The organism is Okeania sp. SIO2C2, assembly GCF_010692625.1.
Lineage (GTDB): Bacteria > Cyanobacteriota > Cyanobacteriia > Cyanobacteriales > Microcoleaceae > Okeania > Okeania hirsuta.
The window spans coordinates 48,198-64,687 of record NZ_JAAHGM010000030.1; the positions used below are offsets into that span (position 1 = coordinate 48,198).

Annotated in this window: 14 protein-coding genes and 1 pseudogene; 9 read left to right on the forward strand and 6 right to left on the reverse strand. The window is 33.4% G+C overall.

Annotated features, from left to right (window positions below; genetic code table 11):
• The first annotated feature begins 79 nt into the window (after window positions 1-79).
• Window positions 80-1,861 (forward strand): hypothetical protein, encoded by a 1,782-nt coding sequence (locus F6K18_RS21820; protein ID WP_287523976.1) that lies wholly within the window; start codon window positions 80-82, stop codon window positions 1,859-1,861.
• 940 nt (window positions 1,862-2,801) lie between these two features.
• Here the strand turns inward: F6K18_RS21820 and F6K18_RS21825 are convergent.
• A complete protein-coding gene (locus tag F6K18_RS21825; protein WP_287523978.1) occupies window positions 2,802-2,942 on the reverse strand; it encodes a hypothetical protein in 141 nt (46 codons plus the stop codon).
• Between the two features lie 48 nt (window positions 2,943-2,990).
• Window positions 2,991-4,127: a hypothetical protein gene (locus F6K18_RS21830; RefSeq protein ID WP_287523981.1), complete on the reverse strand. Its 1,137-nt coding sequence runs from the start codon at window positions 4,125-4,127 to the stop codon at window positions 2,991-2,993.
• A gap of 591 nt (window positions 4,128-4,718) precedes the next feature.
• Between F6K18_RS21830 and pgl the strand changes: the two genes are divergently transcribed.
• The 4 genes from pgl to F6K18_RS21850 all read left to right on the forward strand — a co-directional run bounded on the left by pgl (window position 4,719) and on the right by F6K18_RS21850 (window position 9,082).
• Window positions 4,719-5,426 (forward strand): 6-phosphogluconolactonase, encoded by a 708-nt coding sequence (gene pgl, locus F6K18_RS21835; RefSeq protein WP_287523983.1) that lies wholly within the window; start codon window positions 4,719-4,721, stop codon window positions 5,424-5,426.
• A gap of 568 nt (window positions 5,427-5,994) precedes the next feature.
• Entirely contained in the window at window positions 5,995-6,807 is an 813-nt protein-coding gene (locus F6K18_RS21840; RefSeq protein WP_287523986.1) for an FHA domain-containing protein, read from the forward strand.
• A gap of 500 nt (window positions 6,808-7,307) precedes the next feature.
• Entirely contained in the window at window positions 7,308-7,436 is a 129-nt protein-coding gene (locus F6K18_RS21845) for a hypothetical protein (RefSeq protein WP_275670248.1), read from the forward strand.
• 749 nt (window positions 7,437-8,185) lie between these two features.
• Window positions 8,186-9,082, forward strand: a complete 897-nt coding sequence (locus tag F6K18_RS21850) for a PRC-barrel domain-containing protein (protein WP_287523989.1) — start codon at window positions 8,186-8,188, stop codon at window positions 9,080-9,082.
• 514 nt (window positions 9,083-9,596) lie between these two features.
• Here the strand turns inward: F6K18_RS21850 and F6K18_RS21855 are convergent.
• Window positions 9,597-10,850 (reverse strand): DNA cytosine methyltransferase, encoded by a 1,254-nt coding sequence (locus tag F6K18_RS21855; RefSeq protein WP_287523991.1) that lies wholly within the window; start codon window positions 10,848-10,850, stop codon window positions 9,597-9,599.
• 579 nt (window positions 10,851-11,429) lie between these two features.
• Window positions 11,430-11,813 (reverse strand): hypothetical protein, encoded by a 384-nt coding sequence (locus tag F6K18_RS21860; protein WP_287523993.1) that lies wholly within the window; start codon window positions 11,811-11,813, stop codon window positions 11,430-11,432.
• Here F6K18_RS21860 and F6K18_RS36770 point away from each other — a divergent pair.
• From F6K18_RS36770 to F6K18_RS37345, 3 genes and pseudogenes are all read left to right on the forward strand, one after another.
• Entirely contained in the window at window positions 11,808-11,915 is a 108-nt protein-coding gene (locus F6K18_RS36770) for a HEAT repeat domain-containing protein (RefSeq protein WP_353735137.1), read from the forward strand. The genes F6K18_RS21860 and F6K18_RS36770 overlap by 6 nt on opposite strands.
• Window positions 11,916-12,095, forward strand: a complete 180-nt coding sequence (locus F6K18_RS21865; RefSeq protein ID WP_287523995.1) for a hypothetical protein — start codon at window positions 11,916-11,918, stop codon at window positions 12,093-12,095.
• Window positions 12,096-12,377: 282 nt separating this feature from the next.
• Window positions 12,378-12,461: pseudogene (locus tag F6K18_RS37345) on the forward strand (reverse transcriptase); the annotation flags it as partial.
• A gap of 1,165 nt (window positions 12,462-13,626) precedes the next feature.
• Here F6K18_RS37345 and F6K18_RS21870 read toward each other — a convergent pair.
• Complete coding sequence (locus F6K18_RS21870) at window positions 13,627-14,199, reverse strand: sugar O-acetyltransferase (RefSeq protein WP_287523997.1); 573 nt, start codon at window positions 14,197-14,199, stop codon at window positions 13,627-13,629.
• 454 nt (window positions 14,200-14,653) lie between these two features.
• On the opposite strand from F6K18_RS21870, the gene F6K18_RS21875 reads away from it, so the two are divergent.
• Window positions 14,654-15,472 carry an alpha/beta hydrolase gene (locus tag F6K18_RS21875; RefSeq protein WP_287524000.1) on the forward strand — a complete coding sequence of 273 codons (819 nt, stop codon included), beginning with the start codon at window positions 14,654-14,656 and terminating at the stop codon, window positions 15,470-15,472.
• 458 nt (window positions 15,473-15,930) lie between these two features.
• Here F6K18_RS21875 and F6K18_RS21880 read toward each other — a convergent pair whose 3' ends face one another.
• Entirely contained in the window at window positions 15,931-16,215 is a 285-nt protein-coding gene (locus F6K18_RS21880) for a DUF1816 domain-containing protein (protein ID WP_124142644.1), read from the reverse strand.
• Between the last annotated feature and the right edge of the window lie 275 nt (window positions 16,216-16,490).

Consider the following 16,490-nt stretch of genomic DNA (forward strand, 5'->3'; position numbering starts at 1 on the left):
TAGTAAAGCTTTTACCTAAAAGTAAAAGCAATAGCTGATAGCTGAATGCTGATAGCTGAATGCTTACCTATAATCAAATATGTCAAATCCTTTAATATCCAAACTAAAAATTAGTAGATTTTTATCGCTCTTACATCAAAATTTGATAAATCGAAGCTGGATATTCTGGTTTGGTTTAAGTTTAGCTATTGTCTTAATTTATGGTTTTGAATCTCTAAAAGTATCCTTCCAAAATGAATATTTTATCCAAGATGATGCTCGACAACATATATTTTGGATGCGTCGTTTTTTAGATTCGGAATTATTTCCTCAAGATTTCATCGCTGACTATTTTCAATCAGTAGCTCCCTGGGGATATAAAACTTTTTATTTGCTCATCACATATTTAGGTATCGACCCCATTTTTTTAGGTAAATTATTACCAATATTTCTCGGATTAATTTCGACAATTTACTGTTTTGGAATAAGTTTACAAATTCTGCCAATTCCCGCTGTCGGATTTTTTAGTTCATTCATTTTAAATCAAACTTTATGGATGGAAGATGACTTGGTTTCTGCTACTCCCAGAGCATTTTTTTATCCACTTTTTTTAGCATTCTTATATTACTTACTCCGAAATTCTTTCTTTCCTGTATTAGTAGCGATCGCTCTCCAAGCTTTTTTTTATCCTCACACTGTTTTACTATCAGTAACTATCTTAACTATTAGACTATTTTCCTACAATAAAAAACGGTTAAAATTTACTTCAGTCCGATTAAATTATTACCTTTGGTTAGGAGCAATAATAACTGCTGCAATTATACTTCTACCATACAAATTTTCTGCTACGGAATTCGGGTCAATTATTACTGCTGCAGAAGCTAAATTACAGCCAATTTTTAATTCTGTGGATGGTAACTATGGCAGAGCATTCTTTTTTCACGAAAATCCTTTGATTTTTTGGTTAATAGGACCGAGGAGTGGCATATTATTTTTAGGATTTTTACCTCCTCTAGCGATCGCCTCATTCTTCTTACCTTTTGTACTTGGAAAAAGTCAAAAATTTCCTCTGGCAAAACAGGTTTCTTTGAAAGTAGAAATATTAGTTCAAATTGTACTAGCATCTATCGGGTTATTTTTCCTAGCTCATGCTTTTTTGTTTCAGCTTCATTTTCCCAACAGATATGTTTATCATAGTATGCGAGTAATGATACCAATAGCTGCTAGTATTGCTTTAACAATATGGTTGGATAGTTATTTTAATCAAGTTATTTCTCAGCTAGAAAATGGCTTAACTTTTCCACAACAAATATATCTCAGTTGCACAATTTTATTATTAGCGATATTAAGTATTATTCCTTTTTCTCAAGATCTAACTATAGATAACCAATTCTACGTTAAAGGCAAAGAAATAGAATTATATGAATATTTACTAGCACAACCGAAAGATATATTAATTGCGTCTATATCTAAAGAATCAGATAATATTCCTACTTTTGCCCAACGTTCTACTTTAGTCGCCCAGGAATATAGTTTGCCTTACCATACAGAATATTACACTCAGTTTAGTCAAAGAGCAAAGGATATAATTCAGGCTCAATATACTTCTAATCCAGAAGAGGTTAATAACTTTATTCAGAAGTATGGGATAGATTTTTGGTTGCTCGATAAAACAGCTTATAATCCTAGATATGTAGCTGATAAAGAATTAATTCGTCAGTATGATTTAGCAGAGACAATTATTTATCAACTAGAGCAAAATATGATTCCTGCTTTATCGGTTACTATTAAAAATTGCACTGTATTAACAAGTAAGAGAATAGTTTTATTGCCAACATCATGTATTCAAAATGAGTTGATGAAATTTACTCAAATTAAGTAAGCAGTCAGCTATCAGCTATCAGCTATCAGCTATTAGTTTATTGTCTGATTAAGGAGAATTCAAAGTTATAACAATTTGATAAATTTTTGCTACAAATAGCTAGGATATTTTTTAGGAGTCAGTCCTCAGGAGTCAGTCCTCAGGAGTCATATGGGAATGGCTTTAATACCAGTTTTTAGGTCTGAATTTATCTTTTTAGTCCAAGAGACATCTCCTATAAAATATTTTAATTGCCCCTATTATTCGTAATATTCTTTTTTCAAATTGGTATTACAGCATATTTCAAGTATATGAAGTACAGATATTAATAATTAAATGAATGCAAGTGCGGGCATCTTGCCCGCGAGAGGTGTACCTCACGCTTGGTGGAATCCGCTGTATGTTTGCGCAGCATTCCACAGGAAATGCTGAATGCTAATAGCTGAATGCTTACTTTATATCAAGGAAGGTATTATACCAATTCCCATACATTCATACTATACTTCCAATGCGACTTCAGTTATGAAGTAATAATAATAATTCAGTAATGTTTGTCAGGATTATCGGCATTAATCCAAAATACATTATACCTTTTTACCCTACTTCCTACTCCCTACTCCCAAGGAGATGTAGCAAAATTTTTGAGAAATGGTGTTATACCAATTTGAAAAAAGAATATTACGAATAGTAAGAGGAATAAAAAGACTTTACAGGAGATGTCCCTTTGACAAAAAAGATGATTTACGCCCTAAAAAATGGTATTAAAGCCATTCCCATATGACTCCTAATGACTGACTCCTGACTCCTAAAAAATACCCTAGATATTTGTAGCAAAGATTTATCAATTTGGTATTAGGTCAAATTTTCTCATCTACAACCCACCACCTATTCAAAACCAAATATAAGGGTAGCAATAATAATTATTAAAATCCTCAAACTTGATGATTGTAATTATCTCAAATTATATCATGTCCGGATAATTAGTGATAAAAAAACTTTCTCCTTCTTCTCCTGTTCTTCCTCTTCCTTCTTCTTTCTTCTCTCCTGAGGACTGACTCCTCCGATGAACTACATATTCACACATCAAACCTTGTAGTTCCATGGAACATCCCTACTGTGGTCTACCCAAATCAAAACCGCTGTAACCATTTTAATTATTGTTAAAAGGATTATTCCAACGTTCGCCATATCCACGATTAAAACTATTATTACGTCTGGAAAAAGGGTTATTAGAAGGATTTGATGGTAAGTTTTGATTTACCTGATTAGGATTAACTCCATAGTTATATTGCTGTTGCTGATTTTGCGGATATCCTTGATTATTATAATAGTTAGAAACTCTTCCGTTGTTAACCCCATTTACTCCATTTTGATTATTAGCTAAACCATTAGGTACTGTTGGTAATGGCGGTAAATTTGGATTAGCAGGTTGCCCTTGAAGAGAATAGTTAGATCCTGGTGAATTGCTGGGGTTATTGTTTTGATTTGCCGTTCCCGATCTATCTGTATAATAAGGTTTTGATTGATTAATATTTATCGGTGGTAAAGGTGAATTCAAATTATTGTTTTGTGGAGATTGATAACTGTTGGATGTTGAAATTCCAGGAAAAGGAGAAGGTCTAATATCTCTAGGTTTTATCTCAGTAGGATAAAGGTTAAAATTATTTGTTTGAGACTGAGAATTTGAGGGTGCTTGGGATTGATTTTTAGAGCGCTGGTAATCATCCAAAGCATTCTGTAAGGCATTTGCAGGTTTTTCCTTTTTTTCTTCCCGATCGCTTTCGTCTAATATATTGAGACTACGTAACAGAGGAGATGTTAATAATTGAGAGTTGTCTAATTTATTTTGAGGAGGAAGATTATTGGTTGTTGTTTGAGGTTGAAGGTTCGTTAAATTTTCTTGAAGTTTTGTAGAGTTTTTTGGTGGAGTCGATTCATTTTTGCTTTCTCCTTTTAACCTGTTTAGTAAAATTTTCTCAGGAATTACTAAGGAATTAAATTGAAGATTTTCATAAATTTTTACATCTTCTATTAAAACTGAAGAACTGTCAATATCACTAATAATAGAAATTTCTTCAGGAGATAAATTGTCAATTATAATATTTCCGCTTGTTACTGAATCATCATCTTCAAGAGTTAACCGTTCTGGATAGACTGTTAATTCCCAAGCAAATAATAGCACTAAAGAAGCTACAGCAATTGGCCCCCAAACTAAAGGTTTTGTCAGATGACGAAATCTGCCTCGGAAGTAGCGTATGGAATTGGGTAATTTTTTGGGATTAGACATAGGTTTTGTTTTTTTATTAATTGTTTTTTCTCTAACATTAATCTGCTTTCTCGTTATAACTAGAAAATTTTATTTTTTGAGACATACACTAAAATTTTTTCAGATATAGCGCTGTGCGCAGGCAACAGCTCATCTGGCAACAGGCAACAGCTCATCTGGGGGAATAAATTACCTATAATATAAGATTTTAGCTATTGGACATCTCCTGCAATTTGTAAATATACCAGCGCTCATTGCTATATTAGGAAATTTTTTAGGCCAGCATAATATTTGTAGCAAATAATAACTTTTGTTTCATTGTTTAGTAATCGAACTCAAAATCTGAAAAAGTTGCATCAGATGAGCAACAATAAACACACATACTATGATTTATAGCTCAAGAACTTTTTTTCAACTGTTAATTACTAAACTGCCTACCACCTAAATTTTCCCATTATAAATACCTTGAGCAAATACTAATATTATTTGAGGTAACGAGATAAACTGACTTCTAAATCAAAATCGCTGTAGCATGAATTTGATGCCCAGATTCATCAAAAAATTTTTATATTTCTGGGTAAGCATATTCTAGCACAACACAAATCAGCTCAAATGAACAAACAGGTTAAATTACTACAAAGTAAAGAAGAGTTAATCGAGCAAGCCTTAGAAATTTGCTTGGCTAAAATGCAAGAGGCCATTTCACAGCGAGGCCAATGTACTATAGCTTTAGCAGGTGGTAATACTCCAAAACCCCTTTATGAGTCCATAGCAACTCAAAATCTACCTTGGGATAAAATTCATGTCTTCTGGGGGGATGAACGCTATGTAGCTCCTGACCACCAAGATAGTAACCAAAAAATGGCTAGGCAAGCTTGGTTAGACCGAGTGCCCATACCACCGACAAATATTCATCCTATGCCTACAGGAGCTGGAGACCCTGAAACTGATGCCTCAAGCCATGATGCTCATTTGCGAGAATTTTTTCAGGTTTCGCCAGGGGAGTTTCCTAGTTTTGATTTGATTTTACTGGGAATGGGTGGTGATGCCCATACAGCTTCCTTATTTCCCCATACAGATGCTTTGCAAATTAGCGATCGCCTCATTACTGTAGGGAATAAAGATGGCCAACCGCGATTAACTTTTACAGTTCCACTAATTAATCAAGCTCGTTGTGTAATATTTCTAGTTGCTGGTGCAGATAAACAAGTTGCATTGGATCGAGTATTTGCAGAAAATGGGGATGAAATGAAATATCCTAGTCGCCTGATTCAACCAAAAGGGGAACTACATTGGTTACTAACTGGTGTTAATGTTTAAGCAGTGAAAAGTAATATCATGTCCGGTTGAACAGTGATAAATAAATAACTACGGAGGAGTCAGGAGAGAAGAAAGGAGAAGGAAGAGGAAGAACTGGAGTTGAAGGAGAAAGTTTTTTTATAACTAATTATCCGGACATGATATAAATTCATACCTATCCTAAAATTTCAATCCTTCATTGGTTAAGTGTTAGGTTGAGGCAAGGAAAGTAATAGAATACTTCATATATTTCTACTACAAACCTAACTATCTAAAGCTTAATACTTGTATAGCAGTCGAAGGAAAGGGCGCGGACAAATTAAAAGTTTAAAAGTCAGACAAAGTAAGATTTTTCACTCCTTCGGTCCTTCCAACTTCGGCTTTTACTTCTTTCTTCCCTCCTGACTCCTGATGAGGTCCTCCTGACTCCTAAGTAATTAAGATTAATATTATACATGCTCTTCACCAACACCCAAATTAGCTATACAATACAATAGAATTAGGATTACTATAGAATCTGAAAGTTAAATAGAATTATGATTCTTATGTCGGTGTTTCGATCGTCTGGCCGATAACGAGGAGTAGATCAATGATTGTCTGTCCGAATTGCAATCATCAGAATCCTGATGGAGCAACACAATGTGAAGCTTGCTACACTCCCTTACCTGTAACTACGAATTGTCCTAACTGTGGGGCAACAGTTCAAGTTGATGCTGCCTTTTGTGGTCAATGTGGCTTTGATTTGAAAGCTAGTACTGGTATGGAGGAAGGTCAAGTTTTATCTCAAACTGATCCAGCAGTAATGCCAACTATAGTATCACCAGTATCTGGTACGAATGCAGGTATGCCTTCAGAAGATATACCTGACTTACATCCACCAGATCCATTAGTGACTTTAGAACCTATAGTAGTGTCTGCTACACCAAACTTAGAAAAATCTAGCAACATTAATACTCCAGTTCCTACTGAGGAACCCCCACAAACACAAACTATTAATCCTATTAGTAACCCTGTAGTAACTTCTCCATCTCCTACTGGAAAAACACCAATTCCGGCCAAGACTCAGTTACAAAAACAGTCTGCCAAGTTAATTCATATTAGAACAGATACAGATATTGAATTACCAGTTAATTTATCTGTAATTCACATAGGTAAGCCTAACGACCGAGTACCACCAGATATTGATATTTCGGGATTTCCTGACTCTGAGGTGGTTTCTCGTAGTCATGCTGATATTAGAATAGAGGGAGATAGTTATTATATTGAAGATATAGGTAGTTCTAATGGTACTTATGTCAATAATACTTCTTTGACAAGAGGAAATCGACATAAATTGAGGCCAGGAGATCGAATATCTTTGGGCAAAGGAGATTTAGTTTCATTCCTATTTCAAATTTCTTAGCTCACTTTTTAGATTTTAGGGTCATTAAAATCCTCAGCTCAAGGTCTTCCTCTGGTTAGGAAGACATGAAGCTAAGTAACTTAAAATTGTAATTATCAAAAATTGTTTAAGATGTTCTACTGGTCTGTCAACTTTGAAATCATGTATAGATTTTTGTCAATGTGATTTTTAGGTAATGTTTTTTGGGTAATGTTACCCCTCAAAACTATCTTGACAGACCACTACTAAAATTTCCAATAGCAAAAGTGATTAGGCTAACACTGCTACATCCACTTCAGTATATGCTAGGCTGATTTTGGACTTTGGGAAATATACATATAATTAAAATTGGGCATTATTTCAAATAATAATGTAGTTCTTTATAGTTCCATAGTTTGTCGTTATCATATTTAATTAAGACATAATCATTATAATTGGGAAATTATTAATTGATTTATCAGTGTGTTATATAGGTTAACGATCAATCGATTCTGAAGGTTATTATAGTAAGTTTATTGATCGTGAATTTTACTGGATCCAAAGCAAAAATTGATATATCTATTGACAAACAATTAGAAGTATCTAGTATTAAACAAAGGGAAAATTATCGTCAACTAAATGATTTAGACAAACTATATTTATCTCTCTAATGTAAACAAAAAAAAATCTTTGGGGATAAAAAAGATGAATAGTTTGATTAATAAATAATCTTATTTTTGTGATTAATTTTTCTAGATAATTTTACCTAATTTATGATTGATTTTAGTAATAAATTCAGATTAAGTTTGGTGATTGAGTTTTATTGACTAGTTATTAGACAATAAAATTCGGTAACCTTGCTTTTGTTTGATCGTAATAGGTACAAAAATACTTTAAATGTTGAATATAATTTTCATCAAAAGTATAAGTAATTCTCTTTGAATAATACTAAATTTGTTTTACTTAATATTAGTTCTAGTTATAGAAGGAAAAAGTAAGAAAAGGTAAGGGAGATTTGCAACAAATGTTTATTCAAATGACATAACTCTATGTTATTAAAAATAATATGGTATGACACTATTAATATATAGCAATTATAAATTATTAATGATAATTTTATTGCTTCGGTGTTTCACATTCCCTATTTCCTGTGCCTTAAAAGTCTAGGATATCTCATAACTCAAATAAGATTACTATAGTAATTAATTTATATTTTTGACCACAAATAATATCATTTATTTTTTACTTGTAACAGCTCAATTATCCGGGGTAAATCCTTCATAAACAAGCCTTAAATAGCGTAAAATCCTTCCCTAACTGCTAGTCTACTCCCATTTATTGAGGGGTTACATTTATTCCTTAACTTCCTTCTTAAATTGTTCAATAAATTTATCAAAATTATGTTTTAGGAGTAAAATTTATGAATAAAATACCAGAAGTAATGAAACATAGTCAACTGTTGAAGAGGTTGGTCCTTGACAAAAAAACAGTTGAAGACCAGGGTAGAATAGAACAATTGTGCCTGAATACTCAATCTCATCAAGTCATAGGTTTTATATGTAAGTCTGGTATTTTTGGTAAACAGAAAAAAGTTTTTGCTTGGAAACAAATTGAGACTATTGGCACTGATGCTACTCTAGTTAATGGAGACTCAGAACAAGAGAGTTTAGATAAATTCAATAATACTGTAAATATCATTGGAAATGAAGTATGGACTAATACAGGAGAGAAGGTAGGGTTAATTGTAGAATACCTTCTCAACATTAAAACAGGTGCAGTAGTTAATTATTTGTTTAAATCTAATGGGTGGCGAGGTGTTTTAAATAGTATTTATTTATTACCACCAGAAGCAGTTTCCAGTGCTGGTAATAAACGGGTAATAGTAGTCAATAGTTCTATAGAAAATCCTCACTGTTATACTGAAGGAGTTACTCAAAAAATAGGTCTGGTTCAAGATTTTTTACAAGAAGATTTAGTGAAAACTAGAGAACATATTAATGTAGCAAAACGTGAAGCAAAAAAATTACTTGTAGGTTTTCAAGAAACTGCTAAAGTTGTTAAAGAGCAAGCTCAAGAAAAAGCACAAGTAGTTACAGAGCAAGCTAAACAAAAAGTAGAAGAATTTCAAAGTAAGTCTACAGAAAAAAAGTCCAGAAAAAGTAAGCAAATTTCAAATGATTTTTCTACCAAAATTCAAGAAGTGACAGCAGAAGCTAAGGAAAAAATTGATGGGGTAAAGTCACAATGGAGAAAAAACTCTAATATTTCAAAAGATGATCGAGAAAACAGTATAGATGATTTACAAATACATCAATAATTTTAGTATAGTTAAATAAATTAGTATCAGTGATTACCGAAGAATTAATAATTAAATAAGGCTTTGTTGCATAAAGATAGGAAATAGGGTAAAAATATGCAGTGCGTAGCACAACAAACACATATTAATTAATTTGTAGTGATAGAAGTTAATTACACAACTGTGCAAAAAATACTTAAAAATTACCTTCTTTGGTTAGGACAATAAATTTGAGTGAAAAGGGAGCAGAGAGTAGGGGAGTGATACCTGGAGTGGAAAAAACTGTGAGCAGGAAAGAAACCGAAATATATCCTCTCTCTTGGTAGATTGGATATGGCGCAGGTCTCCTCGCCATCCCACCCTACGGGAAGCTCCGAAGATCGACCGCTTTTTTTTAATTGGAGCTGAGTCGATCGCAGCTAAAATCATTAGGTAATTTGTCCCAAGTTTAATCAATACCATTACGGTTACAAGACTGCCGGAATATGAAAATCAATAAATTCTGAGTTTATTTGTTAATTTAATTAATATAATATCAACTAATTATTTTTTTTCTACTTCTTGGCGCAATAGTATGTCGATCTACCTGATATTTTTTAGCGGCCATAGACATATTAAACTCTAAATTTTCCCATTTTTCTAACTTGATTTTTTTTCCTCTAGGTTGAAGTGGTTTAATATTTAAAACATGAATAATTTCTTGAGCTACTGCCTTTGCTAATAGGGGTGGCACTGAATTTCCAACTTGTCTAAAACCATGCCATTTTGTTACATGAAATCTAAACCAATCAGGATATGAATGTAATCTTGCTGCTTCCCTAACTGTGATACATCTGGGTGTAAATGGGTGTATTGGTCTTGGAGAAGTATATGCCCCTTTACTGCTTGGTGTTCCAGCTCTGAGTGTGTTACAAATACCATCAGGATTAAGTCTATAAAAGTGGCTTACTGATTCAATTTTTCCTGGTGCTGTAGCATTAAATCTTTCTCTTGATTTTTCTGTATGTCTTGTGCGTAAACTAGAGGTTAATATTGTTCTATCGTATTCACGTTTATAAGAATAGTCATGATTAAAACGTTCAATATTACGCAATTTTCTAGCATACTTGCTTGGTTTACCATAATCATTTTCTACTTTTATCCAATCTCTTTTTAATAATTCTGGATAATTTTCTACTTCTGGTAAGTCTCCTATTGCCTCCTTAACAGTTATCAAGTTTTCTGATGTTTTACCTATAGGATAATTTGGTAGTATTAAACCTTTTTGACATCCGATTAAAAATAATCTTTCTCTATGCTGTGGCACACCATAATTAACAGCATTTAATACTTGGTAAGGTTGCTGAATTTGATAGCAATTTTTATCGAATTTATCGATAACTTCCTCAAGAAAAAATTTGTGCTTTCCTACTGTTAATCCTTTGACATTTTCTATGACAAAATATTTAGGTTTTAACTCTAAAACTAATCGAACAAAATGATATATAAGTGTATTGCGTGGGTCCTCTAAGGTACGTTTTCCCATCAGAGAAAAACCTTGGCAAGGAGGACCACCAAAAATTACATCAATTTCTTTATTTTTAATATCTGATAACTGTCTAATGTCATCTCCAGTAATATCAACTATGCTACGACATAATATTGGCCAAAAAGGAAAATTGAATTGATGAGTGACACAGTGAATGGGGTCTAATTCTACAGAAACAAGTATATCAAATCCTGCTTGTTCAAAGCCCAGAGTCATACCTCCTGCACCTGCAAATAAATCTATACCTATTGGTCGTTGCATATTACACCTCTACATTTACAGAGTATTTGGTGGTTTATGAAGTACGGTAGGGAGCAGGGAGTCGGTAGTAGGTAGTAGGAAAGAAAGAATATAGTTTTTCCAATCCTGAGTATTTTGTTAAAAATTACTTTCATTATTTGGACTCTAAACTACTTTGCCACATTTACATGGAATCTGCTGTATTTATATATATCTTTAATTTTGAGAGAAGATAATACCAATTTGGAAAAAGAATATTACGAATTAATTTGGGCAATTAAAAGACTTTATAGGAGATATCCATTGGACTAAAAAGATAAATTCCGACCTAATAAATGGTATCAAAGCTATTTATTCTAACTCCTAACTCCTGACTCCTAAGAAATAACCTATTTATTTGTAGCAAATATTGATCACGCTTGGTATAACAGGTAAAAGTAAAAATGCTCTTAGACTATCAGAGTTCTCATAGAGGTGATACTTAAGAATAAACTACTATATCTTTCAAATACCTAACTTATATTATCTGAAGTTTTCATAAGGATTCCCATTTACTCTTAAAACAGCTATAGGTTGGTTATTTTCATTTTTAACAATATATTACCATTGGAATTCTGTGCGGTCATTGATTACTTTTAACAGTTCTGGTTTTCCTTGAAAAGCTGATGGAATAGCTTTTTCGTATTCTTTGGCCACAAATAAACGTTCTAATTTTCTTTTGTCTTTTTCATGATAAATTGTCTGTGATGAATACCTCCAAATAATTGGATCATCTGTTTTATCTAGCAGATATAAAGTCATGCTATTTACAAATGATAATTTATGTACATTTTTAATTAAATTATTGAGGGTTTTTGCCACATTATTTTTAGGGGAAGCTATGATTTGACTGATTTGTTGTACAAATTTAGTTTGTAAATTTTGTATTTGTTCAGCAGCTATTCTTTTAAATACTTGAGTAAAGCAACTAATGCTTTGGTGCAATTGCTCGGGTCTACTTCTGATCCTAATATTCGTAGGGAAGCAGCAGAAAGTTTAGGGAAAATTAGCATGGGCAATGAGAAAGTAATTAATGTTTTGCTGTAATTGTTGGAGTCTACTTCTAATCATCATGCTCGTAGGGAAGCAGCAAAACTCTTAGGGAAAATTGACCCTGGCAATAAGAAGGCGATTAATGCTTTGCTACAGTTGTTGGTATCTACTACAGAAAATTCTACTTCCAGGGAAGCAGTAGAACTCTTAGAGAAAACCAGTGAAACAGGTTGATACACTGGGAGTCCCAAAAGGGCAGAAACTAAGGGAATCACAGAGGTCAGACCTCAATCTGATATGTATTTCCCGAATATAGGCGGAGAGTGTCATCCTCAAGGAACAAACCAATGGCTATTTGGAACGAAGTAACCCATTTATTACTCTTAGTCAAGGTCGATTGATTAAGTAGTCAGCTAAGACGAAAACTCTACCACAGGTTTAGGTAATAGATGGCAAAGATTGAGTCACAAGCAAATGCCTTGCTGTAATAGCTAGGGGTTAACTGATGAGGCGCAAGAGTGGGAAAGCCAATTTGAAGCTAACTCTTACGGTTTTAGAGTTGGTAGAAGTTGCCACGATGCCATAGCTCAATGCTTTCTAATGTTTTCTAGGTGATTTGCGCTTATTAGTTATAGTATAATTTCTATGAGAACTTAGTAAATATTGACAGTAATCAATCTAGTTAAAATTTATATTGTTAGGTCAAATTAACAATAATATAATTCTATAATAATTAGAGTATTTTGGCAAAAATTATTGACAATTAGTAACATCTACATATTTAACAATAAACTATATGTAGTAGACTTGTGGCTTTATAACTTAAAAAAATCCCAAAAACCTTGTTATGTAAGGATTGTAGCTATTGGATGGTAAAAATGCAGGGAATTATTGCTCTGTCGAGGTTAGAGTGATTTTTTTCCTTTATTTAGCGACAACTCTAGTGTCTTGGCATAAGTTATGATAATTTTCTTTTCAGGCGATCGCCAATAGGAAATTAGTCAGGAGCGCCAATTAAGAGAAAATCTTGAGGCTTAACACTATATATAGTGTCCTTGCGTAAGTCCTGATAGTTAAAAATAAGGAGTAGGGGAGTAGGGGAGATAGTGAGTAGGGATAATTTTTCGGTGGTGGTGCATTTTCATTGGTTGTACATTGTCATTATTTTTGTTACAAGAACAGTGGGAGCATCTTGCTCCCATGCCAGACATCTATTGTTCTTGTAACCATTACGCGACCAAGATTACCCATTCATTTTTCTACCTTTTTCCCCTATTGTATTTCTGAATCTCCGGAGTTATGAGATCAACTCCGGTAGCATCCGTATTGTAAAGGTAAGGAAGAAGGAAAAGGGAAGAAGAAAGATGGAAAAAGGCCTTATTTATCTAGAACAGAAGACTTAAAAGTCTGAAAAAACTGAAATTTTCTGTAAATATTCACGCTTGGGTTTACATAAATGATACCAGCGGACATGATATGACTCGGTCTTCCTGACTCCAGCAGCTAAAAGCACATACTGCGTGCAAAGATACCAAATGGATTCTATATTATGATAGATGGAGTAATTCATTAATTTTTCAGGCATTGCTGAGGGGTGGGATGAATATAAGTGGGGTGGGTATCATGCCTGCGGTGAAAATATCAGGAACGGGCAAGATGCCCATTCCACAAAACTATTAAAATCATCCCGTATTTATGCAACGCCAGTTTTCAAAATAGAGTTAATCACGATAAATACTATGTATACTTCAAAACTCTTTGTTATTCATTCAATTTCTTTAATTACGCGACAGGGGTTCCCCACTGCAACAACATTTTCAGGAATATCTTTCGTTACCACGCTTCCTGCCCCAATAACTGTATTTTTTCCAACCTTTAAACCAGGAAGAATGATACAACCCCCTCCGATCCAAACATTATCCCCTATTTCAATAGGATAAGCCATTTCTTTACCTGCAATTCTTTCTGTCACATTTATTGGATGAGTAGCAGTATAAATTTGTACATTAGGACTTAACTTTACATTACTACCAATTTTCACAATATTGCAGTCAAGAATAACACAACCAAAGTTGGCATAAAAATTATCTCCAATTTGGATATTATACCCGTAGTCACATTTAAAAGGAGATTCTATCCAACAATCTTGATCGGTTTGGAATAAATCTCTGATAATTTTGACCCTTTCTTCTTGACTGCCATCTGGAATATTATTCAATTTTTGACATAAACTTTTAGCTCTTTGTCTATCTTTTAGTAAGTCTTTATCAAAGGCATTATAATATTGCCCGTTTAGCATCTTTTGCTTTTCTGTAAGTTGATTTTGGTTTGACTCCATAACAGAAATTAATACTTAGGATTGAACAAGGAAGAAGGAAGATGGAAGATGGAAAAAGTTGATGGGGACTCCAACCCAAACTAATTGTAAACACCGCGAGTGGCGGCGGGGTATTAAACCCAAAAGATAAAAATAAAAAGGGTTTAGTAAATTTTTTATCTGAATTATCGTTATTAGGATCAGGACTTACGCAAATTGACTTTTAAACCACCATTTGTAGGGGCGAATGATATTCACCCTCGCTATATGTAGAGTCTCTGCGTAAGTCCTGAGGATGTAATTTACAGCATATTTCATATTAGTGAGGTACACCAGTCGCGGGCAAGATGCCCGCACTACAAAGACTTTACCATTTATATTTGTACCTCATCTACCTGCAATCTGCTGTAAGTATATTAACTAGACTTGAAAGCAAGGTAAGGTATATAAAGAAAATTTTACAGAAAAAATAATCATGGTCTCATCATTACCACTACATTTTCAACTCAAAGGAGAAGGTTTTCCCATTCTTTGCCTCCACGGACATCCAGGTTCAGGCCAATGTATGTCTGTCTTTACCAACTCCCTCTGCCAAAACTTTCAAACTATTGCTCCTGACTTAAGAGGTTATGGCAAAAGTTATACGAAAAAAGACTTTGAGATTACTCAACATTTAGTAGATTTAGAAATACTGCTAGACCAACTTCAAATCCCCAAATATTTTATATTAGGATGGTCGTTAGGTGGAATTATAGCAATGGAGTTAGCTCTAAAAAACCCAGAGAAAGTTGCAGGTCTGATTTTAATAGCTACCGCAGCACGACCTAGAGGTAATCATCCACCTATTACTTGGCAGGATAATCTTTATACTGGTTTAGCAGGGATCATAAATTGGTTGATGCCTGGATGGCAATGGAATATTGATACTTTTGGCAAGCGATCGCTATTTAGATATCTCATTCAACAACACACTCCTGCCAGCTATAAATATTTAGCAAAAGAAGCTGTTTCTGCCTATTTACAAACTTCTAAATTTGCCACTAGAGCATTAAATCAAGCTTTAAGAAGTGACTATAACAGATTGAGCGCTCTGCCACAAATTCAATGTCCTTGCTTAGTATTAGCTGGGGCAAGCGATTGCCATATTACTCCTGAGTCCAGTCAAGAAACAGCTCTACATCTCAATCATGCACATTGGCAATGCTATCCTAACACCGCTCATCTTTTTCCTTGGGAAATTTCTCAGCAAGTGCTAACAGATATTAAAAAATGGATACAGCTTCAGCAAAAATAATCAAAAATATTATACCAAATTCAAAAAAGGTAGTTACATCTTAACTTATAATTTATTGCTACAATTAAAAATTGTATATATCCATCAAATGTCAAAATCAAGTATCTTTTCCTCTTTTTTATCCAGTTTTTTCCCTGTTACCTGTTACCAGTGTCGAGACTGTAGCAATATTTTATGAAATTGGTATTAGAAATTCTTGTAAAAGTCAATTAAAAGTCAAAATTAAGAAAAGTTGATAATTTCCTAATTATAATTTATTGGCATTGCTGAAAACAGATATCAAGACTGAAATTAAAGTAAATCAAGAGTAATTAATAAGCTTTACTATTTTTCTATCTACTATCAAGCAAATAGTAGTTTATTTAGTATCTTTGACTCTTATCGACTACTAACTTCAAAGTTATACTATTACTCAGCAACACCATTTATCTTCAAATTTTATAATTTCCTGAAAAGGATTAAGTTTGGGGACTAAAAGCAGGATTTATTACTGTTTCATTACTACTATTTTCTAATTCATCATAAATAGTTAACTCCACAGGTTTAGACTGCTCAATAAACACCTGAATACCCTGAGCACTTTCGTCTTTTAAATCTTCTATATAGCCAGCTTCAGCAGCTTTTGCTTCTTCAAATGTAAAAAAAGGTCCAAAATAATAAGTGCAACAAGGGTTAGTAGTAAAAATTTTAACCCACCAAGCCAGACCAGAAAAGTTTAATAAGTTTGCCAATGTTTCTTTCATACTATGTTAATAATTTTTGTATTAGTAGTTGCTTTTGAAGTTACTGATTCTCACATCTGCCAATGTTTGTAACTTTATGAGCAAAAATTCTAAACAAACTATCAGGAAAAATTTGAATCGAGAACTAAACTATACAAATTACAAAGAGTGTTCATTATAGTGAACCGGGAGTTTCAAAATCTATTTCGCTGGTCAGAGCCATGTAGCTGATAGAAGACTGTTTAACCCATGTTAAGCTATACTTCTCCTCTCTATTTTTGTTATACTACGCAACT